Raw genomic sequence first — 26648 nt, 5'->3', positions numbered from 1 at the left:
GACAGCCCCACAACATATGGGCGCAGGATGCCTGAAAATGAAATTTGAGTAAACCCGGCGGCAGGACAATCTTCCTGCCACCGCGCAATTTGTTTCCATGTCCAGTCAAGGCGCGCGAACCTGCGCGCCGCTCCCCGTTCCAGGCGGCGGGCGACCGTTTACTTGGTGCCGAACATCCGGTCGCCGGCATCGCCCAAACCGGGCATGATATAGCCCTTCTTGTTGAGCTCGCGATCCAGCGCGGCGGTCACGATCGGCACATCCGGGTGCGCCTCTTTCATGCGGGCAACCCCCTCGGGGGCGGCCAGCAGACACAGGAAGCGGATATTGTTGGCACCTGCCTCTTTCAGCAGGTCAATCGCCGCCACCGAAGAGTTGCCAGTGGCCAGCATCGGATCGACCGCGATCACCAGACGATCCTTCAGACCTTCGGGCGCCTTGAAGTAGTATTGCACCGGCTGAAGGGTCTCTTCGTCGCGGTAAAGACCGACAAATCCGACCCGGGCCGAGGGGATCAGCTCCAGCACGCCGTCCAGCATGCCGTTGCCCGCCCGTAGGATCGACACCAGTGCCAGTTTCTTGCCTGCCAGGATCGGTGCTTCCATTTCTTCCATCGGCGTTTCGATGGCGGTTGTGGTCAGCGGAATCTCGCGGGTGATCTCATAAGCGAGAAGCTGGGTGATCTCGCGCAGCAGGCGGCGGAAACCGGCGGTGGAGGTGCCCTTGTCCCGCATCAGGGTCAGCTTGTGCTGCACCAGCGGGTGATCGACAACGGTCAGATGATCGGACATAGCGGCATTCTCCTACAGAAATCTCTGTTCTCTCTTATGCGCCCTTGCCCCGGACAGGCAAGCCGGAAGGCCAAAGCCGTCACAGAAAGCTGCGACCGGGGCCTGTGCTTGGCACGGCAAGATGCGCGGCCAGCGAAACACCGACATCGGCAAAGGCACGGGCGCCGATAGGGCCTGCCCGCCCCGCCCCCGCCACCAGCACCGGCACCTGTTCGCGGGTGTGATCGGTTCCGGGCCAGGAGGGATCATTGCCATGATCGGCGGTCAGCACCAGGATGTCACCCTGGCGCAGGCGCGGCAGCAGCTTGCCGATTTCGGCATCGAACCATTCCAGCGCCCGGGCATAGCCCGAGATATCGCGCCGGTGCCCGTAAAGGCTGTCGAACTCGACAAAGTTGGCAAAGGTCAGGCTACCGTCTTCGGCCGTGTCGATGGCCCCTGCCAGATGCTGCATCAATTCGGCATCGCTGCCCTTTTTCAGGGTGTCGATGCCGCTCATGGTGAAGATATCGCCAATCTTGCCGATGGCATGAACCCTGCGCCCCGCATCCTGCACCCAGTTGGTCAGCAGCTTTGCAGGCGGCGCAATGGCAAAGTCGCGCCGGTTGGTGGTGCGGGTGAACCCAGCCTCGGGCGTACCGACAAAGGGACGCGCAATCACCCGGCCCACTTTCATCTCATGCAGGCGCGGCGCCACCGCGCGGCACAACTCCAACAGGCGTTCCAGGCCGAAGGTCTCTTCATGGGCGGCGATCTGGAAGACGCTATCGGCGGAGGTGTAACAGATCGGCGCGCCGGTCTGCATGTGTTCGGCGCCATGGCGCGCAATGATCTCGGTGCCGGAGGCGTGGCAATTCCCGAGGATGCCCGGCGCACCCGCAGCCTTTGCCACAACGGCGCTCAGATCCGCTGGAAAGGCAGGATCAGTGTCGGGAAAGAAATGCCAGTTCCAGGGCACGGGCAGACCAGCCAATTCCCAATGCCCCGAAGGCGTATCCTTGCCGGGGCTGACTTCGGCGGCGCAGCCCCACAGCCCTTCGGGCGTGGCCGCCAACCCCGGAACGGGCACGGAAGAGGCCAGCCGCATGGCGGATCCAAGGCCCAGCCGATCGAGGTTGGGCAGGTTGAGCGGGCCGCTGCGCCCCTCTTCGGCGCGCCCCTCGGCGCAGGCCTGAGCAATATGGGCCAGCGTGTTGGCGCCCAGATCCGGCAGATCGCCATTGTAGAAACGGTGCGCATCCGGCGCGCCGCCAAGGCCAACGGAATCCATCACCACAAGAAAGGCACGGGGCATCAGGTAATCCTTTCATGGATGAGCGGAGGCAGCTCCGGCGCCGTCCTAGAAATGGTGATCGCCGCCCGCACCTCTGCGGCGGCACGGTCGGCGGCATCCTCGCGCGATGCATGGATGCGCGCCATCGGCGTACCGCGCGCGACCCTGGTGCCAAGCGGCAGGATATCCGACAGGCCCACTGCCGGGTCCACCAGGTCGCTCTCCACCATCCGCCCGCCACCAAGGCGCACCACGGCAAGGCCCAGCGCCTCGCCATCGATGGCGCTGATATAGCCTGCCTCCGGTGCTGTCACCTCGCGGATGACGCTGGCCTCTGGCAGGACTCGGGCCCAGCCCGTGGCAAAATCCCGAGGGCCACCCATGGCCGCCACCATCGTTACGAACCGCTTGGCAGCCCGGCCATCCCGCAAGGTCGCCGATAGCTGCTCTGCCGCCTCTTCCTCTGTCTTGCAAAGCCCCGCCTGCACCAGAAGCACCGCTCCGAGCGCCACGGTGATCTCGGCCAGGGGACCAGAGGTCTCGCCAGTCAGAACGCGCATGACCTCGGCCACCTCCAGCGCATTGCCAAGGGAGGGCGCCAGCGGCTGGCTCATATCGGTGATCAGCGCCGAGGTCGCACAGCCCGCCGCATTGGCGGTATCGACCAGCGACTGCGCCAGCGCGCGGGCATCATCGATGGATTTCATGAAGGCGCCAGAGCCGAGCTTCACGTCCAGCACCAGCGCATCGGGGCTGGCGGCCAGCTTCTTGGACAGGATCGAAGCGGTGATCAGGTCGAGGCTTTCGACCGTGGCGGTCACATCGCGGATCGCATATAGCCGCTTGTCAGCCGGGGCAATCCGGGAGGTGGCGCCGACGATGGCGCAGCCGACATTGCGCATCAGCTCCTGCAGGCGCTCTTCGCTGACATTGATCGAAACCCCGGGGATGGCTTCCATCTTGTCCAGCGTTCCGCCGGTATGCCCCAGCCCCCGCCCCGAAATCATCGGCACATAGGCGCCGCATGCGGCCAGCGCGGGCGCCAGCAACAGCGAGACGCAATCCCCCACACCGCCGGTGGAATGCTTGTCCAGCACCGGACCGTCCAGATCCCATGTCAGCACATCGCCGCTGTCGCGCATGGCCAGCGTCAGCGCGCGGCGCCCCTCGGTGCTGAGGCCCCGCAGGCAGACCGCCATGGCAAAGGCGCCGGCCTGCGCATCGCTGACCGCGCCATTGGCCAGCCCTTCGGCAAACCAGCTGAGATCGGCGTCACTGGGTGTCTCGCCCCGGCGCAGGGCAGCGTTGATCGCACGGGCATCCATGGCCGGTTATTGTCCGTCCATATGGCAGGTCTCAAAGGCGCCGGGCAGCAGGTCGGCAATGGTGCTGGCCCGCTCGGCGCCACGGGTGGTGCCCATGGTGACGGGTACATCCCCTGCCCCGAACTCCGCCAGTTTCTGACGGCACCCGCCGCAGGGCGGCACCGGATCGGGGCAATCGGCGATCACATAGACCTCGGTAATTTGCTTTTCGCCCGCGGCAACCATGGCGGCAATCGCGCCGGCTTCGGCGCAGGTGCCTTCCGGGTAGGCGGCGTTTTCCACGTTGCAGCCCACATAGACCGTGCCAGAGGCCGCGCGGATGGCGGCCCCGACCTTGAACTTGGAATAGGGCGCATGGGCGTTTTCACGAACGGCGGTGGCGGCGTCTTTCAGGCTCATGATGTCTCCAGGCTCATGATGTCTCCAGGCTTGTGGTGAAGCTTCCCGGCAGGCTGACTTCCAGAAGTTCCAGATCGTCCGAGGCATCGCTGAGCCGGGTTTTCATACCCGGCGGTATCACGAAGGCATCCCCGGTTTCCAGAGCGTAAGGCTCCCGCCCCTCCCCGTGCAAGGTCACAGTGCCCGCCATCACGAAGGTGAAGAGGATATCGGTGTCATGGCTGGCCCAGGGGCTGTTTCCGGCATCCGCACCTTCGCCGGGGCGCACCACCTGCACCGAGGCAACGCCCTTGGTGTTTTCGTTGATGGTGGTGTCACGGCAGATGAAGCCCGGCAGGCGGAAGGGCACCCAGTCTGCCCCTGCGGCCTGATTGTAGACAAACCGCTGCCCCTGCCATTCCCGGTCCGGGAGGTAATCCGGCGTCGGCAGGGTCATCTCATGGTCGATTTCGGTCACATGTTCCGCCGGAACGCCGATCTCGATCACCTGCACGTTGTCGCTGGCCTCCAGCACGCGGTGGCGGATCTCGGGCGGCTGGATAAAGCAATCGCCCGCCGTCAGGCGCATCTTCTCGCCCTGATCTTCATAGACCACATCGACCCAGCCGTGGATGCAGAAGATCAGCTGGAACCCGACCCGGTGGAAATGCACCATGTCCGGCACCGGGCCGCCATCGGGAATGCGGATGTGGCTGGCGATAATCGAGCCGCCCAGGCGATCCGGCACCAGGTCGCGGTAGTGCATGCCCGCGCGCCCGATGATCCAGGGCGCCTGATCCTTCAGCCTGCGCACCACGAAGGAATGCACCGTCTCGGGCATCACCAGCGGCGGGTTACGCTCCTCGATCTCGATCTTGGTACCATTGGGCGCGGTCAGGGTCCGCGCGCCATCGGCGAATCCTTCCGGGTCCTCGGTCAGGATCCGCAGGGTGCCCGGGCCTTCCGGTGCGCCCCGCTCGATGCGCAGACGCAGCCCATGGCCGGAAAACACCCCGATGCGCGGATCATCCGCCGGATAGATCATATCCAGCTTCATTCCCAATACCTTGGTATAGAAGGGAATATCGTCGCGCAGCTCTTCTGTGGGCAGCCGCATCTCGGCAATGGTCTCTGCCATTCTGGTCTCCCTGAGGGTAATTTAATGATCTTTTAAACTCACGGCACAGTGATCCCATTGCCGGGGATGTGCAAGGATATGCCGATCACATCGATGACAGCTACCCGCTGAGCGGAAATCGCTGTTTCCCTTCGATCCAAAGTAGTTTAACGCTAAACTATCAGTTTTGGAGCCCTTGCAATGTCCGATACACCCAACCTGCGCGACGCCGCCCTGCGCTATCACGAGTTCCCTCGCCCCGGAAAACTGGAGATCCGTGCCACCAAACCGATGGCGAACGGGCGCGACCTGGCGCGGGCCTATTCGCCGGGCGTTGCCGAGGCCTGCCTGGAGATCAAGGACGACCCCGCAAACGCGGCGCGCTATACCTCGCGCGGCAACCTGGTGGCTGTGGTCTCCAACGGTTCGGCGGTTCTGGGGCTTGGCAATATCGGCCCGCTGGCCTCCAAGCCGGTGATGGAGGGCAAGGCGGTCCTGTTCAAGAATTTCGCGGGCATCGACTGTTTCGACCTGGAGCTGAACGAAAGCGATCCGGAAAGGCTCGCCGATCTGGTCTGCGCGCTGGAACCCACATTCGGCGCCATCAACCTGGAAGACATCAAGGCCCCCGACTGTTTCATCGTCGAGAAGATCTGCCGGGAACGCATGGGCATCCCGGTCTTTCATGACGATCAGCACGGCACCGCCATTGTGGTCGGGGCGGCGGCGCGCAATGCGCTGCATGTGGCGAAAAAATCCTTCGCGGACATCAAGGTGGTTTCTACTGGTGGTGGCGCTGCGGGCATTGCCTGCCTCAACATGCTGGTGAAGCTGGGCGTCAAGCGCGAGAATATCTGGCTTTGCGATCTGCATGGGCTGGTCTACGCGGGCCGCACCGAGGACATGAACCCGATGAAGGCCGCCTTTGCCCAGGAGACCGAGCTGCGGACCTTGGACGATGTGATCGAGGGCACCGATCTGTTCCTCGGCCTGTCCGGCCCCAATGTGCTGCAGCCCGATCACGTGGCCAGGATGGCCGCGCGGCCCATCATCTTTGCCCTGGCCAACCCCACCCCCGAGATCATGCCGGATGAGGCCCGCAAGGTGGCGCCCGATGCGATCATCGCCACCGGGCGCAGTGACTTTCCCAACCAGGTCAACAACGTCCTGTGCTTTCCCTTCATTTTCCGCGGCGCCTTGGACGTGGGCGCGACCGAGATCAACGATGCCATGCAGATTGCCTGCGTCGAGGGCATCGCGGCGCTGGCCCGCGCCACCACCTCGGCCGAGGCGGCAGCGGCCTACAAGGGAGAGCAGCTGACCTTTGGCGCCGATTACCTGATCCCCAAACCCTTTGATCCGCGCCTCGTCGGCATTGTCTCCTCTGCCGTGGCCCGTGCCGCGATGGAAAGCGGTGTCGCCACCCGCCCGATCGAGGATCTGACCGCCTATCGCGCCAAGCTGAACCAGACCGTGTTCAAATCGGCCCTGCTGATGAAACCGGTGTTCGAGGCCGCCCGCGCCGCATCGCGCCGCATCGTCTTTGCCGAGGGCGAGGACGAGCGCGTGTTGCGCGCCGCTCAGGAGGTGCTGGAGGAAACCACCGAGACCCCGATCCTGATCGGCCGCCCCGAGGTGATCGAGGCGCGCTGCGAAAAGCTCGGCCTGCGCATCCGCCCCGGCACCGATGTCGAGATCGTCAACCCCGAGAACGATCCGCGCTATTACGACTATTGGAACAGCTATCACCAGACCATGGAGCGCCGCGGCGTGACCCCGGATCTGGCCAAGGCGATCCTGCGCACCAATACCACCGCCATCGGAGCGATCATGGTGCAGCGCGGCGATGCGGACAGCCTGATCTGCGGCACCTTCGGCGAATACCGCTGGCACCTGAACTACGTGACGCAGGTTCTGGGCGGCGGCACCTATGCGCCTCATGGGGCGCTGTCGATGATGATCCTGGAAGATGGCCCGCTGTTCATCGCCGACACGCAGGTTCGGATCGAACCCAGCCCCGAGCAGATCGCCCAGACCGTGATGGGCGCCGCGCGGCATGTTCGCCGTTTTGGCCTCACGCCGCAGATCGCGCTCTGCTCGCAATCTCAGTTCGGCAATATCGACTGCGACACCGGTGCCAGGCTGCGGGCGGCCATCGACATTCTGGATCGCGAGAAACGCGATTTCATCTACGAGGGCGAGATGAACATCGACACCGCCCTGGATGCCGACCTGCGGGAACGCATCTTCCCCAACTCCAGGCTGGAAGGGGCCGCAAATGTGCTGGTCTTTGCCCATGCGGATGCGGCCAGCGGGGTGCGCAATATTCTGAAGATGCGCTCGGACGGGCTGGAGGTCGGACCGATCCTGATGGGGATGGGCAACCGCGCCCATATCGTCAGCCCGTCGATCACCGCGCGCGGCCTGCTCAACATGGCCGCCATCGCCGGAACCCCGGTCGCCCACTACGGATGACCGGCCGCGGATGATCAACTGCGGATGATCAACTGCGGATAAGCCGGGGCGAATAGCCCCGCCCGCCCCGGCACCTGCCGGGCCTGCCAGGCCTGCCCTGTGGCTGGCGGCCTGCCGCAGTTGGCAGGGGGGCAGGGCTACAGGCCCGAACACGGCAACATATCTAAAAATGCTAATATCAACACAATAATAACCCCCGACACTTAACAGTGACAGAACCACCTGTCTGCGCGCGAGCGGGTGGTCGTGGCACCGGCTCGAGATCATTTATCTCCAGTGCCTCGGCAAGGCGACGCAGGGTTTTGAAAAAGCCCCGATCCAAGGGTTGAACGAGTTGACGGTGAGTAATCCCAATAGCGCCTTTCCCGGCACTGCCCCTGCGGCAGAGACGGAAGGCTGCTCCACGGAGCAAAGGGCAGAGATTGATCTGTGCCTGGTGCGGCATGGCTATAACAATTACCTGTCCAATATCGTGGTCAATGTCGCCTGCGGCTTGGGGCTTTACGCGGAATTCTATATCACCGGCAACAACTCCGCGCTTGTCACCGCTCTGATCGTCGGCTTGCTTGTGCTGTCTTTGGGACGCGTCCTTGCCGGGCGCAGTGACATTCAGCGCCTGCAAGCGGCGGATACGCCCCCTTCGGACGTGGCGCGCGGCGCCAGGCGCTACTTTCTTGGCATGTCTGTCGGGGTTGCCCTGTGGGGTACCCTGCTGCATCTGGCGCTTCAAAGCGGCAATGACAACCTGAAGTATTTTGCCATTATCGTGGTCTCCGCTATGGCATCGGGTGCGACCGGCGTCATCGCGCCTTTGTTGAAATCGGGCCGCGTCTATATCAGCGGCTTGCTCATAGTGATCATTGCAGAATTGCAGCTGCAACCCGAACCGCAGCACGTTCTGAGCCTGCTGGTCGCGACCTTTTGGGGCGTGATGCTGGTCACCCATGGCCGCAACCACAATATCCTGCGCAACTCGATTGAGCTGCAGATGCGGAACCGAAGCCTGGTGGACGACCTGCGCGTGCAGCAGGAGGCCTTGACCGAGTTCAACGCCACCCTGGAAGATCGTGTCAAGCGACGCACCAGCGATCTCAAACGCCTGGCCGAACGCGACAGTCTCACGCAACTCTACAACCGGCGCGGCATCATCCAATGGGTCGAAGACCAGCGCCACCGGATCCCCGAAGGTCATGCCTTTGCGGTCATTTTCATCGATCTGGACCGGTTCAAACAGATCAATGACGGCATGGGACATGCCACCGGAGACTGCACCCTTGCGGAAATCGGACAGCGGCTGGCCGAGGCCGCGCCGGATCTCTGTGCCTTCTGTCGCTGGGGCGGCGATGAGTTCGTCGGGCTTCTGGCGGCACCCGAAGACCGCTGTGCCGATATCGGCCATGAATTCACCGCCCAGCTGCGCGCCATCGTGCAAAGACCAGTCAACTTCAGCAACCGCGAGGTCTCGGTCGGCTTCAGCGCCGGACTTGCCGTCTGCCGCCCGCATCCGGTGGCGGTGAGCGAAGCGATCAGGTCCGCCGATCTGGCCGCCGGAGAGATCAAACGCACGGGGCGCGGCAATACCCTGCTTTACTCCCAGGATCTGGTGGCCGAGCAGGAACGCACCCTGATCATCGCCCAGCGCCTGAAACATGCCTTGGCCTCCGAGGAAATGCACCTGGCCTTCCAGCCGCTGGTCTGTTCCGACGATTTCTCCGTACATTCCTACGAGGTGCTGCTGCGCTGGGACAATCCGATCCTGGGCCGTATCAGCCCGGAGGAATTCATCCCCATTGCCGAGGACATCGGCGAGATCGTCAACATCGGCGAATTCGTACTCGACACCGCCCTGGCCACCTACACAGAGGAACTGGGGCGGGCATCGCATATCCGCCTGGCCCTGAACATCTCGCTGCGGCAACTGGTGGTGCCCGGGTTTGCCGAGTTTATCCTCGGCTACCTCGACAAATACGATTTGCCGCCCCGCATGCTGATCCTCGAGGTGACCGAGACCATCGTCGATGCCCGCAATCAGGACGCCATCATCGGCGTTCTGAACGACCTGCATTCGCTGGGCATCGAAATCCACATCGACGATTTCGGCACCGGCTATTCCTCGCTGTCAAGGCTGCATGAAATGCCGATTTCGGCGCTGAAGATCGACAAATCCTTCGTGCAGCAGATCGACGATCAGCGCTGCGCCATCATTGAGGGCAGCGTGATGATCGCCGAACGGTTCGGCGTGCACACCGTGGCGGAAGGGGTGGAAACCCTGGAGCAGGCCCGGCTGCTGCATGCCATCGGCGTGACCTACCTGCAGGGCTATCTGTTCGGCAAACCGGTAGAACATTTTGCCGAAGTCACCGTCGATTCCGATTTCCTGATCTGGTCGCAGGACAAGCAGAGCAAGGCCTCCTAGGCTCAGGGCCCGGGCGCTATTGCGCGGGCTCCTTCTCGGCCTTCTTTTCCCAGCGGCCGCTTTCCTCGGACCAGTATTGCGCCGCACATCCGGCATCGGTCAGGGTCTTCCACTGCACCCGCGCATGCTGCACCGCCTCCGGGTCGGTGCCATCGAAAAGGATGCAGACCCGTTCCAGCGCCTGCACCTCCTCGGGCGTCACCTCAGCCCCATCCACTGACATCACGCATGTCGGCTTGTTCGCCGCCTCTGTCGCCGTGGTCAGCAGGATCGGTTGATGCGCATCATGCGGGCCACCGGCCAGCCCGTGCGGCAGGAAGCTTTCATCGCCACCCAGCCAGAGCCGTTCATCCAGCCAGGCCAGCCGCTCGGCATCAGGGCCGCGCACCGCGATGCGCCAGCCCGCGCCGCGCGCCTTGTCCAGCAGCACCGGCAGCGTGTCCTGCAGCGGCCTGCGGGTCAGGTGGTAGAAGAAAGCGGCCCCCATGGCAGTGTCATTCCGCCTCGAAACGGTCCTGCACCAGGCGATTGAGCGCCATGACGCCCCAGCCAGTCGCGCCCTTCGGCGCATAAGAGGTATCGGTCTTGACCGAGGCAACACCGGCGATATCCAGGTGAATCCAGGGCGTGCCCTCCTGCACGAAGCGCTGCAGGAACTGCGCGGCAGTGATCGAGCCCGCCGGGCGCCCGCCCACGTTCTTCATATCGGCGATGCGCGATTTCAGCATGTCGTCATAGGCCTGGCCCAGCGGCATGCGCCAAGCGCCTTCATCCTCGGCACCCGCGGATTTCAGGAAGGCATCGCAGAGCTTGTCGTCATTGGAGAAGACACCGGCATTTTCATGACCAAGGCCGATGATGATCGCACCGGTCAGGGTGGCCAGATCGATCATCCCAGCCGGTTTGAAGCGGTCCTGCGCGTACCACATGACATCGCAGAGCACCAAACGCCCCTCGGCATCGGTGTTGATCACCTCCACCGTATCGCCCTTCATGGTCTTGACCACATCACCGGGACGGGTGGCATTGCCCGAGGGCATGTTCTCGACCAGCCCCACCAGGCCCACCACATTGGCCTTTGCCTTGCGCAGGGCCAGCGCCTTCATGGTGCCGGTAACAACGCCTGCGCCGCCCATATCCATGGTCATGTCTTCCATGCCCGCCGCCGGTTTCAGCGAGATGCCGCCGGTGTCAAAAACCACGCCCTTGCCCACCAGCGCTAGCGGTGCCTCGTCCTTGGGACCGCCCTTCCACTGCATCACCGCCACCTTGGAGGGGCTGTCGGACCCCTGCCCAACAGAGAGAAGGCAATGCATGCCCAGCTTCTCAAGATCCGCCTCTTCGAGGATCTCCACCTCGACACCGATCTCGCTGAGCCCTTCGATGCGGCGGGCAAATTCGCTGGTGGTCAGCACATTGGCCGGCTCGTTGATCAGATCGCGGGTCATATGCACGCCCTCGGCCACTGCCTGCAGGGGGGCAAAGGCGGCTGTCATCTCCTCGGGTCTTTTGTGGGCGATCACCACCTCGCCCGCCTGGGTTTCCTCTTTGGATGTCTTGTGCTGATCGAAATCATAGGCGCGCAGGGCAATCCCCATCGCCAGATCGGCGGCCCGGCTCATCGGGCCGGCCATCACGGTCATCGCCTTGCCCTTCGCCAGTTTGGCCAGTTCCGCACCGGCCTTGCGGGCCTCGGCCTGACTGATCCGCTTGGGCAGGACCAGCACATGCAGCGCCTCGGCCACCAGGCCCGAGGGCCAGTTCAGGCTGATCACCTGACCGGTTTTTGCGGATGTGAAGGTCTCGGAGTCTTTCAGCCGGGCAAGCGCGCCCTTGGTCAGCCGATTGGCGGTGCGGGCGGCCTGACCCATCGTGCCTTCAGGCGGCAGCACAACCACAAGATGGCCACTGATCTGTGCCAGCTGCTTGGGGTCGAAGGCGTCAAAACGGATCGGGGTCAGACCAGACATCTCATGAGCTCCTGTCGTCTTAGGCATGCGTTTTGCAACAGCTAGCCTGTGTGCCCCGGCTTGACCAGCCCGGAACCACCGCCCCTACCCGCCACAGGCTGCCTTTGCATATGGGGCGCGCAGATTGCAGTTTTCCCCGCCCGACAATTCCTTTAAGCTGCGGCAAAACAACAATGGCAAGATCTGGGGGGATCGGGTGTCACGCTACGACAGATACGTGCTGTCGCAATACCTGCTGTTCTTCGGCTTCTTTGCGCTTATTCTTGTTGCTGTTTTCTGGTTGAACCGGGCCGTTGTCCTGTTCGACCGGCTGATCGGTGACGGGCAATCAGCCCTGGTTTTCCTGGAATTCACCGCCCTGACCCTGCCGAATCTGGTGCGTATGGTGCTGCCGGTTGCCGCCTTTGCCGCTTCGATCTGGGTCACCAACCGGCTGCACAGCGAAAGCGAGCTGACGGTGCTGCGCTCGACCGGATCGAGCCCCTGGCAGATGGCCCGGCCTGCGCTGGCTTTCGGGCTGATCACCGCGCTGATGATGTCGGCGCTGACCCATGTTCTGCTGCCCGCATCGATCAGCCAGCTGGAAGTCCGGGAACGGGAGGTCTCCCGCAATGTCACGGCCCGGCTTCTGACCGAAGGCAATTTCCTGCATCCCACCAAAGGCGTGACCTTCTACATTCGCCAGATCGACCCGGACGGCACGCTTCGCGACGTCTTCCTCTCCGACCGCCGCGACCCCGATCGTGCCGTGACCTATACCGGCGCGCGGGCCTTTCTGGTACGCGACGAGGACCGCGCGCATCTGATCCTGGTGGAGGGCATGGCCCAGCGGCTGGATGCCAAAACGCGCAGGCTGTCGACCACCGTGTTTTCGGATTTTTCATACGATATCAGCGAACTGACCAAGAAGACGGAAAACCCCATCCGCAATATCCGCGCCATTCCCAGCCTTGAGCTCTTGACCGCGCGCGCAGAGGTGACCGCAACAGATGGCTATTCTGCCGGCACCCAGAGCGAAGAGCTGCATCTGCGCTTTGCCCAGGCATTGATCTGCGTGGTGGTGGCACTGATCGGGTTTTCCACCCTCATGCTGGGGACGTTTTCGCGCTTTGGGGTCTGGCGGCAGGCGCTTTTGGCCTTCCTGTTGCTGATCCTGGTCGAGGGCATGCGCGGGGTGGTGTCAGACCCGGTGATCAAGAACCCGGACCTGTGGCCGCTGATCTACCTGCCTGCGCTGATCGGGCTTTTCTTTGCGCTCGGGTTTCTCTATCTGGCCAGCCATCCCGGCCTGATGCATTGGCAGCGGCCCTCCAAACCGGGGGATCACCCGGCATGAAACTCGATCTCTACTATGCGCGCAGGTTCGCCCAGTGGTTCCTGATCATTACCAGCGTTTTGATGACCCTGGTGATCCTGATCGACCTCAACGAACAGATTCGCCGGTTTGACAGTCTGGAGCTGGGCGCGGGCCGGTTGATCGGGCTGACCCTGCTCAATGCCCCCGCGGCCTTCAGCGAATTCCTGCCGCTGATCATGATCCTCTCCACCATCGTGCTGTTTGTCGGCCTGGCGCGCAGCAGCGAGTTGGTGGTCACACGGGCGATCGGGCGATCGGGTCTGCGCGCCCTGGCCGCTCCGGTGATCGTGGCGGCGCTGATCGGTGTTCTGGCGGTCAGCATGCTCAACCCCATCGTGGCGGCGACCAGCAACCGGTTCAAGGCGCTCTCCGACACCTATCGCAACGGGGGCCCGGCGGCACTGTCCCTGTCCGGCGAAGGGCTGTGGCTGCGCCAGGGCAGCCCGGACGGGCAGTCGGTGATCCACGCCCGCGGCTATGGCAACGATGAGGCCGAGGCAGGCAATGCGGAGAATATCACCCTGTTTGACGTCACCATCCACGATTACGCGCCCGGCGGCGGCCCGATCCGCTATATCATTGCCGAAAGCGCGCGCCTGCAGGGAGAGGACTGGCTGCTGACCAAGGCCAAGGTCTGGCCCTTGACGATCGGCCTCAACCCCGAAAGCATCGCTGCCGAACATGACGTGCTGATCCTACCCACCACCCTGACCAGCGAGCGCATCCGCGACACCCTGGGCACCGCCGAGGGCATTTCCATCTACGACCTGCCGGCAACGATCCGGGATCTGGCCGCTGCCGGCTTTTCCACCAAACGCTATGAGGTCTGGTACCAGGTCGCATTGGCACGGCCCTTGTTCCTGGTGGCAATGGTGCTGGTCGGCGCCGCCTTCACCATGCGCCACACGAGGTTCGGAGGCACGGGCCTGGCGGTGCTTACGGCGGTGCTGCTGGGGTTTGGGCTTTATTTCATCCGCAATTTTGCGCAGGTTCTGGGCGAAAACGGCCAGATCCCGGTGGCCCTCGCCGCCTGGGCGCCTCCGGTGGCCTCAATCCTGCTGACGATGGGACTGCTTCTACATGCCGAGGACGGATAACATGCGCCGCGCCCTTCTCAGCCTTGCGCTGCTGCCCTGGCTTGGACTTGGCGCCCCCACCCGGGCAGAGCCCCCGGCCGGAGCAGAGAGCGCTTCGGCCCCGGCGATGCTGGTTGCCGACCGCGTCTTCATCACGCCCCAGCGGATTCTCGTGGCCACCGGCAATGTGGAGGCCTTTCAGGGCGATGTGCGCTTGCGGGCGCAAAAGATCACCTATGATCAAAGCAATGGGACGCTGGAGATCGCGGGCCCGATCCGCATCGATCAGGGCGGCGATGTCACCATCCTGGCCAGCGCCGCCGAAATGGACCGTGATCTGCAGAACGGCATCCTGAGCAGCGCGCGCATGGTGTTCAAACAGCAGCTGCAACTGGCCTCGCTGCAGATGACCCGCGTCAGCGGCCGCTATACGCAGCTTTACAAAACCGCCGTGACCTCCTGCCATGTCTACGACGACGGGCGCCCGCCCCTGTGGCAGATCCGCGCCGAACGCGTCACCCACGACCAACTGGCGCAACAGCTCTACTTCGAGAATGCCCAGCTGCGCGTGCTGGACGTGCCCGTCTTCTATTTTCCGGGCATCCGCCTGCCGGATCCGACCCTGGAGCGCACCACCGGTTTTCTGATCCCGTCGATCCGTACCACCTCGAACCTTGGGTCAGGGGTGAAAGTGCCCTATTTCTTCCGGCTGGGCGATCACCGGGACCTGACGCTCAGCCCCTATATCTCCGGCAAGACCCGCACCCTGGAGGGGCGCTACCGCCAGGCCTTCCGGACCGGCCGCATCACTATCGAGGGCGCCCATACCCGCGACGACCTGCAAACGGGTGAAAGCCGTGGCTATATCTTCGCGCAGGGGCAGTTCGAGCTTCCCAAGGGCGTGAACCTGGACTTTGATCTGAAAACCGTCTCGGATGATGCCTATCTCGCCGATTACGGCCTGCAGGATCTCGACCGGTTGCGGTCAGAGGCGACCCTGACAAAGGCCCGGCGCGACATGCTGTTGCGGGCCGGCGTCTATCACTACAAGACGCTGCGCGACAGTGAACAGCAGGAGTTCATTCCCTCCGCCATCGCTGATGTGACCTATCAGCAGCGTTTCTCCCCCGGGCGCCTTGGCGGTGAGATGCGCCTCAGCCTCGAAGGCCACGGCCATCGCCGCCAATCGAACCTGACAAGCATCGGCCCTCTGCCGCAGGGACGCGATGTGGCGCGGCTGACGGCGGATGTGGACTGGCGCCGCAACTGGCGGCTGGCCTATGGCATTGTCGCCGAATGGCAGGTCGGAGCCGCAGCGGATGCCTTTTCGGTCTATAACGACGCCAATTTCGCCAACTCGGAAATCCGCCTTGCGCCGCGCAGCGCGCTGACCCTGCGCCTGCCGATGAGCCGCCGCAGCGCCGCAGGCCACAGCACCTATCTGGAACCGATCGTGCAACTGGGCTGGCGTGACGTCACCGGCGAAGCGGTGCCGGAAGACGAAAGCGGCTTTGTCGAGTTCGACCAGGGCAACCTCCTGGCCCTGTCCCGGTTCCCCGCCATCGACGCACGCGAAGAGGGCCTGACCCTGGTCTATGGCTTCAACTGGGCCCGCTACTCCACCAGCGGCTGGCAGGCCTTCGCCACCGTCGGCCAGGTCATCCGGCAGGATGCAGACCCGAGGTTCACCAAGAGTTCCGGACTTGGCGGCACCAGCTCGGATCTGCTGCTGGCAGGCCAGCTGAGGCTGAGCGAAGATCTGTCGCTGACAGCGCGCGGCCTGCTGAACGGATCATTGAACTTTTCCAAGGCGGAATTCCGCGGCGACTGGCGGCACAGCCGGGCCACCGTCGCCGGCACCTACCTGTGGTTGGGCACCGACCCGGCGGAAGGGCGCAGCGAAGAATCATCGGAAATGTGGTTCGACGGGACCTACGATATTTCCCCCTCCTGGCGCGCCAGTGCCAGCCTGCGCTACGACATCTCCGACGCCCGGGCCACCCGGGCCGGGTTCGGCCTTGCCTATAGCAACGAATGCGTCACGGTCGACGTGACGATCAACCGGCGCTATACATCGACAACAAGTCTTGAGCCTTCGACCGATTTTGGGTTTACCATCGCGTTGAACGGGTTCTCCGTGAACAGCGGCAACAAGAAGTACAGGCGATCATGCAGCAATACTTGACCTATCGGCATCTGGCCTCCCTGACACACCGCAGCCTGCGTTTTGCGAGCCGCCCTGCCGCAGCCGTTTTGACCTGCGCCGCGTTGCTGGCGTCTCCCCAACCTGCCCCTGCCCAAGGGCTGTTCTCGCCGGCGATCACCGTCGATGACGCGGTCATCACCCATTACGAGCTGGAACAACGGGCACGGTTCATGGCCGTCCTGCGCGTCCCCGGCGACCTGATGGAGGCCGCGCGCAAGGAGCTGATCAACGACCGCCTGAAACTGGTTGCCATGGAAGAGGCCGGAATTGCGGCCAGCGAGGACGAAATCACCACCGGCATGACCGAATTGGCGGGACGGGCGAATCTCTCCTTGAACGAATTTCTCTCGACCCTGCAGGAAAACGGTGTCGATCCTGAAACCGTGCGCGATTTTTCCCGCGTGGGCATCGGCTGGCGCGACCTGGTCAGCGCCCGTTTCCTGGCCCGTGCCCGCCCCACCGAGGCCGAGATCGACCGCGCCATGGGCCAGGCGGGATCCGGCAGCGTTCAGGTGCTGCTCTCGGAAATCATCCTGCCCATCAATGAACAGAACGCCCCTCAGGTCGAAGACCTTGCCCAGCAGATTGCGGCTCTGACCACACGCGCGGCCTTTGCCGCCGCCGCGACCCAGTATTCCGCCGCCCAAAGCCGCGAGCGGGGCGGCGAGTTGAACTGGATGCCGCTGACCAAACTGCCACCGCAGCTGCAGCAGGTGGTGCTGGCCCTCTCCCCCGGGGACATCACCGAACCCCTGCCCCTGCAGGGGGCGGTCGCCCTGTTCCAGATGCGCGGCCTGCGCGAGGTCTCTGGCCGTGCGCAACGCTTTGCAGCCATTGAATATGCCGCCTACTACCTGCCCGGCGGGCGCAGCGCCGCGACCCTGGCCAAGGCACAAGAGATCATCGAGGGCACCGATACATGCGACGATCTCTATGGCGTCGCCAAGGGGCAGGACCCTTCGGTTCTGGACCGCGTGAGCCTCTCGCCGGGTGAGATCGACCGCGACATCGCAATTGAACTTGCCAAACTGGACCCCGGTGAAACCTCCACGGCCGTGACCCGCAACAACGGTGAAACCCTGGTGCTCCTGCGCCTGTGCGGGCGCACCGCGGAACTGGGCGAAGGTGAAAGCCGGGAAACCGTTGCCAATGCGCTGACCGCACAGCGGGTCGAATCCCTCTCTGCAAGTTACCTGGAACAGCTGCGCGCCGACGCCAGGATCGAGGACAAATGACCCCGCCACGCCCGGTTGCGATCAGCTGCGGCGAACCGGCGGGCATCGGCCCTGAAATCGCGGCCAAGGCCTGGGCCGCCTTGAAGTCAGAGCTGCCCATGCTGTGGATCGGCGATCCGCGGCACCTGCCTGCAGACACGCCCTGGCAAGAGGTTCAGCGCGCGGAAGAGGCCGCGCAGATCTGCCCCCATGCCCTGCCGGTGCTGCACCTGCCCTTTGCTGGCTCTGCTGACTGCGGCACCGCCGATCCCAGAAATGCCCCCGGCGTGATCGCAGCGATCGAGACCGGCGTCGCGCTGGTGCGCTCTGGAGCCGCTGCGGCGCTCTGTACCGCGCCGATCCACAAAAAGGCGCTGATCGACGGGGCCGGTTTTGCCTATCCCGGCCATACCGAGTTCCTCGCCCATCTTGCGGGGCGCGCGCGGGTGGTGATGATGCTGGCAAGCGAACAGCTGCGGGTGGTGCCCGCAACGATCCACATTGCCCTGTCAGAGGTGCCGAAGGCTCTGACCCCCAGCCTGCTGCGCGAGACCATCGCCATTACCGCCGAAGGGCTGCGCCACCAGTTCGGCATTGCCCATCCACGCATCGCCATTGCCGGCCTCAACCCCCATGCCGGCGAAGGTGGTGCCATGGGGCAAGAGGAGATCGACTGGATCGCGCCGCTGATCGATCAGTTGCAATCGCCCGAGATGACCCTGACCGGCCCACATCCGGCGGACACGCTGTTTCACGCCGCCGCCCGCGCCCGCTATGATGCGGCGATCTGCATGTATCACGACCAGGCCCTGATCCCGATCAAGACGCTGGATTTCGACCGGGGCGTCAACGTGACCCTGGGCCTGCCCTTCATCCGCACCTCGCCCGACCATGGCACCGCCTTCGATATCGCCGGAACCGGGCAGGCAAACCCGTCTAGTATGATCGAAGCGGTGAAAATGGCACATCGCATGGCCATCTCTACAGGCAGCTGACCGCCCGCCCCCCTTGCCATCCTCCCGGTTTTCGCCGCATAGGAGGGAACATGAGCCAGATCGACACCCTGCCCCCCCTACGCGAGGTCATCGCGACGCATCAGTTATCCGCCCGCAAATCGCTGGGCCAGAACTTCCTGTTGGATTTGAACCTCACCGCCAAGATCGCGCGACAGGCCGGGGATCTGACGGGCTGCGACGTGCTTGAGATCGGCCCCGGCCCCGGTGGCCTCACCCGTGGTCTTCTGGCTGAAGGCGCGCGCCGGGTGCTGGCGGTGGAGAAAGACAGCCGCTGCCTGCCTGTCTTGGCCGAGATCGCCCAGGCCTATCCGGACCGTCTGCAGGTGATCAATGGCGACGCGCTGGAGATCGACCCGCTGGAATACCTGACGCCGCCGGTGCGGGTGGTGGCGAACCTGCCTTATAACGTGGGCACCGAACTCTTGGTGCGCTGGCTGACACCGAAAGCCTGGCCGCCCTTCTGGCAAAGCCTCACGCTGATGTTCCAGCGCGAGGTCGCCGAACGCATCGTGGCCCAGCCCGGCTCCAAGGCCTATGGCCGCCTGGCGATCCTGGCGCAGTGGCGGGCCGATGCGCGGATCGTGCTGGCGCTGCCGCCCGGCGCCTTTACCCCGCCGCCCAAGGTCAGCAGCGCCGTGGTGCATCTTGATGCGCTGGCCGAGCCCCGTTTTCCTGCGGATGCCGCGGTGCTGTCGCGGGTTGTGGCCGCCGCCTTCAACCAGCGGCGCAAGATGCTGCGCGCCAGCCTCAAGGGGGTCTCTCCCGATATCGAGGAACACCTGGTTGCCGCGGGCATCGCCCCGACTGAACGCGCCGAACAGGTCAGTCTTGAGGCCTTCTGCGCCCTAGCCCGCAGCCTGAAACCGCTGGTTTGACCCGGGTGTCTCAATAAATAAAACCCGGCGCCCATCAGGGCGACCGGGGGTATTCATCTCGCTTCCGAGCTGCGCTTATTCAGCCGCCTCTGCCGTGTCTTCCGGTTTCGGCTTGGGCTTGGCCCGGCTGCGTGCGGGTTTCTTGGCGGCGGGCTTTTTCTCGCCGTCTTCGGCAGCGGGCGCTGCAGCTTCAGCCGGTTGCTCCCCATCCGCAGGCTTCTTGGCCGCGGGTTTGCGGGGCGCGCGCGGTTTGCGGGCCGGTTTGTTGGAAGCAGCGTCATCTCCGCCCCCCTTGCTTTCGGGTGTTTCCACCAGACCGCTGTCCTGATCGTGGCCTGCATCCGCTGCTGCGCTTTCGCGCGGGTCGATCACATCGGGCTGCGGAGCCTCGGCGGGATCCTGTGCCCTGGCCGCGGCCTCACGCTCCTGGCGTTCCAGCCGTTCGGCGCGCTCGCGGTCGCGTTCGGCCTGGCGTTCGCGGTTCTGGCGCTCCTGCTCCTCGCGGCGCGCTTCGATTTCGCGCTGTGCTTCATTGAGAAGGCGCAGGTAATGTTCGGCGTGCTGCTGGAAGTTTTCCGTGGCAACGCGGTCATTGCTCAACTGGGCATCGCGCGCCAGCTGGTTGTATTTGTCGATGATCTGCTGCGGCGTACCGCGCACCTTGCCTTCGGGGCCGGAGCTGTCAAACACACGATTGACAACATTGGCGCCATTTGCAGGACGATTCCGGTTCGACTTGGAGCGCGAACGTGATTTTGACGATCTCATATGCCTAACGTCAGCCTTGATTTAATGCGTCGTAGCCCCCTTTGTGCGCAAGCTTTGCGCCGGGTCATCGACAATTTGGGCTTGATGTCGCCGGGAGGCACGAGCGCCTCACTCCGCAAGCGACAGTTTGAGTAACCATTTTCCGCGCCCCCATACAAGGGGCACCGGGCGATTTTCGCCTCTTTTTCTTTCTAAAGTCCGAATTTTTTCGGTTCTGCCCCAGTTATTCCGGCCGAATGCCGCAGACAACCCGGTCGCGCCCGTCCAGATCCGGCAGGATTTGCACGGCCTCAAGCCCTGCTGCGTTGAAAAGATCAGCAACCGCAGCCCCCTGGATCGGGCCGATTTCGACCATCAGCCGCCCGCCGACCACAAGATGCTGCATCACATCCGACAGGATGCTGCGATAGGCGCCAAGACCATCTCCGCCATCGGTCAGCGCCATCTCGGGCTCATGGCTGCGCACCTCTGGCGCAAGGTCCGCCATTTCCGCCACCGCGATATAGGGCGGGTTGGAAACGATCAGGTCAAAGCTGCCGCTTACTGTGGTTAGCCAGTCCGACTGGCGGATATCGGCGCGCTCCGCAACCCCGTGCAAAACCGCATTGGCGCTGGCCTGCAGGCAGGCGGCCTCGCTCAGATCCACGCCCAGGCCCGTGGCCTCGGGCCGTTCCGCCAGAAGCGTCACCAGGATACAGCCCGAGCCGGTGCCCAGATCCAGAACACGCTGATAGGGGCGCGACAGGGCCGCCTCTATCAGGGTCTCGGTTTCGGGGCGCGGATCGAGGACATCACCGGACACCTTGAAACGGCGCCCGTAAAACTCTCGCTCGCCGATCAGATGCGACACCGGAACCCGGATACAGCGCAGCGCGATCAGCTGTTCGTAGCGATCTGCCACCTCAGCCGACAGCTCTTCCGGGGCAATCAGGGTGACCCGACTGGCTTCGATCTTGGCCGCATGGGCCAGAAGCACCCGTGCATCCCGGGCCGGATCCGGCACGCCCGCGGCGCGCAGCCGTGCCGCCGCCGCCGCCATGGCCTGCGCTGCGGTTTCGCCTGACAGCTCCACCCTATTGGCCCATCTCGGCCAGCATGCGGGCCTGATCGTCTGCTGTCAGCGCATCGATGATCTCATCCAGGTCGCCCTGCATGATCTGATCCAGCTTATAAAGCGTCAGGTTAATGCGGTGATCGGACATGCGTCCTTGCGGAAAGTTATAGGTGCGGATCCGTTCAGACCGGTCGCCCGACCCTACCTGGCTTGCCCGGCTGGCCGAGCGTTCGCTGTCGATCCGCTGGCGCTCCAGATCGTAAAGCCGGGTGCGCAGCACCTGCATGGCGATCTCCCGGTTGCGATGCTGGGATTTCTCGGAACTGGTCACCACGGTGCCCGTGGGCAGGTGGGTGATCCGCACCGCGGAATCGGTGGTGTTGACGTGCTGCCCGCCCGCGCCCGAGGATCGCATGGTGTCGATGCGCAGGTCGTTGGGATCGATGGTGATATCCACGTCCTCTGCCTCGGGCAGGACTGCCACGGTCGCGGCCGAGGTATGGATGCGGCCACCGGATTCGGTCACGGGCACCCGCTGCACCCGGTGCACGCCGGATTCGTATTTCAGGCGGGCAAAGACGTTATCGCCCTTGATATGGACGGTGACTTCCTTGATGCCGCCAAGTTCGCTGGCCTGTTCTTCCAGGATCTCGAACTTCCAGCCACGTGCCTCGGCATAGCGCTGGTACATGCGCAGAAGGTCGCCTGCGAACAGGGCTGCCTCATCGCCGCCGGTGCCCGGACGGATTTCCAGGATCGCCGGGCGCGCATCGGCCTTGTCCTTGGGCAAGAGCGACAGCTGCAAGTCATGCTCTGCCTCGGGCAGCGCCGCCTTCAGGGCGGGCAGCTCTTCCTCGGCCAGTTCCTTCATGTCGGGGTCCGACAGCATCGCCTCGGCCTCCTCCATGTCGGACAGGAGCTTGCGATAGGCAACAACCTGCTCGGCCACGGGTTTCAGCTCGGAGTATTCCTTGGCCAGCGCCGCAATGTCCCCGCCGCTGGCGCCATCCGCCATTGCGGCTTCAAGGTATTGGAACCGTTGCAGGATCTGCTCCAGCCGATCTTCGGGTACCATTGGGAAGGCCTATCTTGTTTCGCTCGTATCTGATCGCCGACACGGATGTTTTGGTCCGGGCCGCGCCTTGTGATATTCTAGGGCCATGCAATATGCCAGATCTGTTCTTCTATCTGCGGTGATCTGCAGCGCCCTGTTTGGCGGTCCGGTCTGGTCCGATGTCATCGGGCCGGGCGGCAAGACGATTGACTGCTATTGCACGGATAAGTCCGGCGCCCGGGTCGAATTGGGGGAGTTCCGCTGTCTCTTCGTCGACGGGCGCAGCTTCATGGCGCAATGCCAGATGTCGCTCAATGTGCCGATGTGGCGCGAGGTGCGCGCCGATTGCCCCTCGGCCAGCTTGGAAGAGACGGCTCCGGCAGCGCCGCTTTCCGTCCTGCCCGCCTCGCTTCCCCGGCTCTAGCCGCCATCCGATCAGGCGCCATCCGCGCCGCGCGTCAGCGCGGCGCCCGGCCCAACGGGAGCGGTGCATGCCCCATGCACCTGCGACGGGCGGGAGCACCCGCCTGCCCATATCACATCAGTTCGACGCACTCGCACTGTCCTGCATGTCCATCTGGGCCAGCCAGCCATCGATCCGCGCCTTGTTGGTGCCCAGATCCGAACGGCCAAAGCGCAGCCGCGCATAGACCTTCAGCAATTCGCCATCCTGGCGCGCCGTGGTGTAATCGGGAAAGCCGAACAGCTTGGTGCGGGTCACATAGGTGGCCATCTGGTCCTCGACCGAGCCGGCCAACAGCTTGGTGCGCGGCGCCTGGCCGACGATCCGGTTGAAGCGCTCCAGCCCATCCGGCCCGGTGCGCACCACCCGGAAGACGCCGCCACGGAACTCCTTGTCCTCGGAGAGCTCCGGTTGGGTGTTCCAGTCCAGGGGATCAGAGGGTGCCAGGCGGATAAAGCCCAAGACCACCACGACGACCGCCAATGCAATCCAGCCCAACATCATCACCCGTCCCATGTACTGTCCAGTCCCCGCCATCCCCTGCCCGCGAAGGCCACCGGGATCCCGGGTGCGCTCCGCCTGCCTATTTCGTCGTCACACCCGGCAAGACACAGATCAGCTCGTAGAGCAGGTTCGCCGCCGTCAAAGCCGTGTTGCCCGAAGGGTCATAGGGCGGCGACACCTCAACCAGGTCACAGCCCACGATATTGAGCCCTTTCAGGGCGCGGATCAGCTCCAGCGCCTGCGGTGTCGTCAGCCCGCCGATTTCGGGCGTGCCGGTGCCCGGCGCATAGGCCGGGTCAAGACTATCGATATCATAGGTCACATAGACCGGCCTATTGCCGATATCGCGACGTATTTCCGCACCCATGTTATGGAGCTGCCGCCCCCAGAGTTCCTGCGCCGGGAAGTGCTGGAACCCCCAGGACTGCGCCTCGGCAAAATCCTGCGCCGAATAGCCGGTGCCACGAATGCCGATCTGATAGGTCTTGTCAGGAACGATCAGCCCTTCCTCATAGGCGCGGCGGAAGACGGTGCCATGGGTTTCCTTTTCCCCGAACATCTCGTCATTGACGTCGGCATGGGCATCCACATGCACCAGCGCCACGGGGCCGTATTTTGCAGCAATCGCCCGCAGGATCGGCAGGGTGATCGAATGATCGCCGCCCATGGCGACCGGAATGGCCGAGCCCCCCAGGATGGCCGCATAGCTGTCCTGGATGATGCGCAGCGAATCCTTGAGCGAGAAGGTGTTGATCGCCAGATCGCCGATATCGGCGATGTTCAAACTGTCAAAGGGCGCCGCTCCGGTGGCCATGTTATAGGGCCGCAGCATGGCGCTTTCGGCACGGATCTGCTTGGGGCCGAACCGGGTGCCCGACCGCCAGGAGGTGCCGATATCCATCGGAATGCCCAGCACCGCCACATCGAGGCCAGCCAGCGAGGTCGCCTGCGGCAGGCGCATATAGGTGTTGGGCCCGGAGAACCGCGCCAGATCGTTGCCACTGATCGGTTGATTGAACTCAGACATTCTCTGCTCAGCCACTCTTATTTGTCATGTTCCAGCCCAGAAGGCAGATGATTTCCATCGCCACATGAGCGCCCGCAATCGCCGTGGCGCCTGTGGTGTCGAACGGAGGCGAGACCTCCACCACATCGCCGCCCTTGATGTTGATCCCGGCGATGTCGCGCAGGATCCGCGCCGCTTGCGCCGAAGTCAGCCCACCCCAGACCGGCGTGCCGGTGCCCGGCGCATAGGCGGGATCCAGGCAGTCGATGTCAAAGGTCAGGTAGGTGGGGCGATCGCCCAGGATCTCCTTGATACGGCGCGCGGTCTCTGCCGGGCCGATCTCATGCACGGTGGGGGCGTCGATGATATTGACGCCCAGCGTGTCCTCATTGGTGGTGCGGATGCCCACCTGCACCGAAGTCTTGGGATCCACGATGCCGGACTTCACCGCCTTGTAGAACATGGTGCCGTGATCCACCCGGGTGAAATCGTCATCCTCCCAGGTGTCGGTATGGGCATCGAAATGGAGGAGCGAGATCGGTCCGTATTTCTCGGCATAGGCGCGCAGGATCGGAAAGCTGATGTAGTGATCGCCGCCCAGGGCGACCGAGGCGGTATCGCTGTCCAGAATGCCCTTGATATGAGCCGTCAGGGTATCCGGAAAGGCCGGCACATTGGCGTAATCGAAGGCGAGATCGCCATAATCGGCGATGGCCAGCTCGCTAAGCGGACAATAGCCCCAGCCATAGGGCGCATCGGGGCTTTGCAGCAGGCTCGCCTCCCGGATGGCGCGCGGGCCAAGGCGGGTGCCGGGGCGGTTGGTCACCGCCTGATCGAAGGGCACGCCGGTCACGGCAATGTCAGCACCGCTCAGATCCTTGGTGTAGCGGCGGCGGGCAAAGGAGGGCGCGCCGCCGAATGTGTTCTCGAAACTGAGGCCCTTCAGGTCTTCGCGGGTGAAGGCCTGATCCACCTGGGTCTTTGCGTCTTCTAGTGCCATCGGGCCTGCTCTGCTGTTGTTAACCCTGTTTCAGCCGGGAATACCCGACTGATCGGCCCTTGTCACCACTTCCCGCCGATATCAGCCGACCGGCTGCGCGCGCTCCACCAGACGGGCAAAGAAAGAGGCGCCGATGGGGGCGATCTCGTCGTTGAAATCATATTTCGGATGGTGCAGCCCGGCAGTATCGCCCTGGCCGAGGAACAGGTAGGCGCCGGGGCGCGCCTCCAGCATGTAAGAGAAGTCCTCGGCGCCCATTTCGCGCCCGCCTTCGGCCTCCACGGCGCCCTCACCGGAGATTTCGCGGGCAACCTCGGCGGCAAAACCGGTCTTGGCGGGCTCGTTGATGGTGGCGGGATAACCCACCTCGTAATCCAACCGTGCTTCAACGCCGTAGCTGGCCGCCTGGCCTGCGACGATTTCCTCCATGCGGCGCATCACCATCTTCTGTACCTCAGGGTCGAATGTGCGCACGGTGCCGTTGATATAGGCGGTATCCGGGATCACGTTGTCCACGGTGCCGGTGTGGATCTGGGTCACCGAGACCACCAGATCCTGCAGCGCATAGTGGTTGCGGCTGACGATGGTCTGGATCGCCTGGGCAATGCCGCAGGCCGCCATCACCGGATCGCGGGTCTCATGCGGCATGGCACCGTGGCCACCCTGCCCCTGGATATGGACGTGAAAGGTATCGACCGCCGCCATGATCGGCCCGGGCGTGGTCAGGAAGGCGCCCACGGGCAGACCCGGCGCATTATGGAGCGCGTAGACCTCGTTGATGTCGAACCGCTCCATGATGCCTTCCTCGACCATGATGCGGGCGCCGCCGATGGCCTCTTCCGCGGGCTGGAAGATCAGCGCAACGCGGCCAGAGAAATTGCGCGTCTCCGCCAGGTATTTCGCCGCGCCCAAGAGCATGGTGGTATGCCCGTCGTGACCGCAGGCATGCATGTTGCCCGCATGGCCGGAGACATATTCGACGCCGGTTTCCTCGGGGATCGGCAGCGCGTCCATATCGGCGCGCAGGCCGATGGTCTTTGCCCCCGGTGCATCGTATCCCTGCCCGTTGATGATCGCCACCATGCCGGTCTCAGCGATGCCTTCGTGCAGCTCGTCCACGCCGAACTCACGCAGTCGCTCGGCCACGAAGGCGGCGGTCTTCGGCAGGTCCAGCGCCAGTTCCGGGATCTGGTGCAGATGGCGGCGCCATGCGGTCATCTCGGGGGCAAAATCGGCGATACGGTTGACGACCGGCATGGGGTGGACTCCTTGGTCAGACTCGGGATGATGCATGTGACACCGATCAATGG

At 63.9% G+C, this 26648-nt stretch carries 23 protein-coding genes; 9 read left to right on the top strand and 14 right to left on the bottom strand.

Annotation, left to right across the window (positions count from 1 at the left end; all coding sequences use genetic code 11):
• Positions 1 to 158: 158 nt before the first annotated feature.
• From upp to PXK07_RS14380, 5 genes are all read right to left on the bottom strand, one after another.
• Complete coding sequence (gene upp / locus PXK07_RS14400) at positions 159 to 791, bottom strand: uracil phosphoribosyltransferase (RefSeq protein WP_274849028.1); 633 nt, start codon at positions 789 to 791, stop codon at positions 159 to 161.
• Positions 792 to 870: 79 nt separating this feature from the next.
• Positions 871 to 2085 (bottom strand): phosphopentomutase, encoded by a 1215-nt coding sequence (locus PXK07_RS14395; protein ID WP_274849027.1) that lies wholly within the window; start codon positions 2083 to 2085, stop codon positions 871 to 873.
• Positions 2085 to 3389 (bottom strand): thymidine phosphorylase, encoded by a 1305-nt coding sequence (locus PXK07_RS14390; protein WP_274849026.1) that lies wholly within the window; start codon positions 3387 to 3389, stop codon positions 2085 to 2087. Before PXK07_RS14390 ends, PXK07_RS14395 begins: the two co-directional genes overlap by 1 nt.
• Before the next feature lie 6 nt (positions 3390 to 3395).
• Positions 3396 to 3788, bottom strand: coding sequence for a cytidine deaminase (locus tag PXK07_RS14385; protein ID WP_274849025.1), 393 nt, complete (start codon positions 3786 to 3788; stop codon positions 3396 to 3398).
• Between the two features lie 13 nt (positions 3789 to 3801).
• Positions 3802 to 4905: a cupin domain-containing protein gene (locus tag PXK07_RS14380; RefSeq protein ID WP_274849024.1), complete on the bottom strand. Its 1104-nt coding sequence runs from the start codon at positions 4903 to 4905 to the stop codon at positions 3802 to 3804.
• Positions 4906 to 5085: 180 nt separating this feature from the next.
• Here PXK07_RS14380 and PXK07_RS14375 point away from each other — a divergent pair, with 180 nt between their 5' ends.
• Positions 5086 to 7359 carry an NADP-dependent malic enzyme gene (locus PXK07_RS14375; protein ID WP_274849023.1) on the top strand — a complete coding sequence of 758 codons (2274 nt, stop codon included), beginning with the start codon at positions 5086 to 5088 and terminating at the stop codon, positions 7357 to 7359.
• Between the two features lie 340 nt (positions 7360 to 7699).
• Positions 7700 to 9775 carry a putative bifunctional diguanylate cyclase/phosphodiesterase gene (locus tag PXK07_RS14370; RefSeq protein WP_274849022.1) on the top strand — a complete coding sequence of 692 codons (2076 nt, stop codon included), beginning with the start codon at positions 7700 to 7702 and terminating at the stop codon, positions 9773 to 9775.
• 16 nt (positions 9776 to 9791) lie between these two features.
• Here the strand turns inward: PXK07_RS14370 and PXK07_RS14365 are convergent, their stop codons facing one another.
• Together PXK07_RS14365 and PXK07_RS14360 are read right to left on the bottom strand one after the other, a co-directional pair.
• On the bottom strand, positions 9792 to 10262 hold the full coding sequence (locus PXK07_RS14365) for a DNA polymerase III subunit chi (RefSeq protein WP_274849021.1): 471 nt from the start codon (positions 10260 to 10262) through the stop codon (positions 9792 to 9794).
• 7 nt (positions 10263 to 10269) lie between these two features.
• Positions 10270 to 11745 carry a leucyl aminopeptidase gene (locus PXK07_RS14360; RefSeq protein ID WP_274849020.1) on the bottom strand — a complete coding sequence of 492 codons (1476 nt, stop codon included), beginning with the start codon at positions 11743 to 11745 and terminating at the stop codon, positions 10270 to 10272.
• Between the two features lie 196 nt (positions 11746 to 11941).
• Here PXK07_RS14360 and lptF point away from each other — a divergent pair, with 196 nt between their 5' ends.
• The 6 genes from lptF to rsmA are packed head-to-tail and all read left to right on the top strand — an operon-like array spanning position 11942 to position 19489.
• Entirely contained in the window at positions 11942 to 13081 is a 1140-nt protein-coding gene (gene lptF / locus PXK07_RS14355; protein ID WP_274849044.1) for an LPS export ABC transporter permease LptF, read from the top strand.
• Positions 13078 to 14199, top strand: coding sequence for an LPS export ABC transporter permease LptG (lptG, locus tag PXK07_RS14350; protein WP_274849019.1), 1122 nt, complete (start codon positions 13078 to 13080; stop codon positions 14197 to 14199). The genes lptF and lptG overlap by 4 nt, the downstream gene beginning before the upstream one ends.
• Before the next feature lies 1 nt (position 14200).
• Positions 14201 to 16363, top strand: coding sequence for an LPS-assembly protein LptD (locus tag PXK07_RS14345; RefSeq protein ID WP_274849018.1), 2163 nt, complete (start codon positions 14201 to 14203; stop codon positions 16361 to 16363).
• A complete protein-coding gene (locus tag PXK07_RS14340) occupies positions 16348 to 17619 on the top strand; it encodes a peptidylprolyl isomerase (RefSeq protein WP_274849017.1) in 1272 nt (423 codons plus the stop codon). Before PXK07_RS14345 ends, PXK07_RS14340 begins: the two co-directional genes overlap by 16 nt.
• Positions 17616 to 18593, top strand: coding sequence for a 4-hydroxythreonine-4-phosphate dehydrogenase PdxA (gene pdxA, locus PXK07_RS14335; protein WP_274849016.1), 978 nt, complete (start codon positions 17616 to 17618; stop codon positions 18591 to 18593). The genes PXK07_RS14340 and pdxA overlap by 4 nt, the downstream gene beginning before the upstream one ends.
• A gap of 50 nt (positions 18594 to 18643) precedes the next feature.
• Positions 18644 to 19489 (top strand): 16S rRNA (adenine(1518)-N(6)/adenine(1519)-N(6))-dimethyltransferase RsmA, encoded by an 846-nt coding sequence (rsmA, locus tag PXK07_RS14330; protein ID WP_274849015.1) that lies wholly within the window; start codon positions 18644 to 18646, stop codon positions 19487 to 19489.
• A gap of 75 nt (positions 19490 to 19564) precedes the next feature.
• Here rsmA and PXK07_RS14325 read toward each other — a convergent pair whose 3' ends face one another.
• From PXK07_RS14325 to prfA, 3 genes are all read right to left on the bottom strand, one after another.
• The gene (locus PXK07_RS14325; protein WP_274849014.1) at positions 19565 to 20257 is read right to left on the bottom strand and encodes a DUF4167 domain-containing protein; all 693 of its coding nucleotides are present in this window, start codon (positions 20255 to 20257) and stop codon (positions 19565 to 19567) included.
• Between the two features lie 223 nt (positions 20258 to 20480).
• A complete protein-coding gene (gene prmC / locus PXK07_RS14320; RefSeq protein WP_274849043.1) occupies positions 20481 to 21296 on the bottom strand; it encodes a peptide chain release factor N(5)-glutamine methyltransferase in 816 nt (271 codons plus the stop codon).
• 34 nt (positions 21297 to 21330) lie between these two features.
• On the bottom strand, positions 21331 to 22386 hold the full coding sequence (gene prfA, locus PXK07_RS14315) for a peptide chain release factor 1 (RefSeq protein ID WP_274849013.1): 1056 nt from the start codon (positions 22384 to 22386) through the stop codon (positions 21331 to 21333).
• An 85-nt stretch (positions 22387 to 22471) separates the two neighbouring features.
• On the opposite strand from prfA, the gene PXK07_RS14310 reads away from it, so the two are divergent.
• Positions 22472 to 22789, top strand: a complete 318-nt coding sequence (locus PXK07_RS14310; RefSeq protein ID WP_274849012.1) for a hypothetical protein — start codon at positions 22472 to 22474, stop codon at positions 22787 to 22789.
• Positions 22790 to 22906: 117 nt separating this feature from the next.
• Here PXK07_RS14310 and PXK07_RS14305 read toward each other — a convergent pair whose 3' ends face one another.
• The 4 genes from PXK07_RS14305 to PXK07_RS14290 all read right to left on the bottom strand — a co-directional run bounded on the left by PXK07_RS14305 (position 22907) and on the right by PXK07_RS14290 (position 26595).
• On the bottom strand, positions 22907 to 23344 hold the full coding sequence (locus tag PXK07_RS14305; protein ID WP_274849011.1) for a DUF1499 domain-containing protein: 438 nt from the start codon (positions 23342 to 23344) through the stop codon (positions 22907 to 22909).
• A gap of 67 nt (positions 23345 to 23411) precedes the next feature.
• Positions 23412 to 24359 (bottom strand): agmatinase, encoded by a 948-nt coding sequence (speB, locus tag PXK07_RS14300; protein ID WP_274849010.1) that lies wholly within the window; start codon positions 24357 to 24359, stop codon positions 23412 to 23414.
• A gap of 7 nt (positions 24360 to 24366) precedes the next feature.
• Positions 24367 to 25338: an agmatinase gene (gene speB / locus PXK07_RS14295; RefSeq protein ID WP_274849009.1), complete on the bottom strand. Its 972-nt coding sequence runs from the start codon at positions 25336 to 25338 to the stop codon at positions 24367 to 24369.
• Positions 25339 to 25419: 81 nt separating this feature from the next.
• Positions 25420 to 26595 (bottom strand): M20 aminoacylase family protein, encoded by a 1176-nt coding sequence (locus PXK07_RS14290; RefSeq protein WP_274849008.1) that lies wholly within the window; start codon positions 26593 to 26595, stop codon positions 25420 to 25422.
• Between the last annotated feature and the right edge of the window lie 53 nt (positions 26596 to 26648).

The sequence above is a fragment of the Phaeobacter sp. QD34_24 genome (assembly GCF_028890115.1).
GTDB lineage: Bacteria > Pseudomonadota > Alphaproteobacteria > Rhodobacterales > Rhodobacteraceae > Phycobacter.
This window is presented reverse-complemented; position numbering and strand designations above follow the sequence as displayed.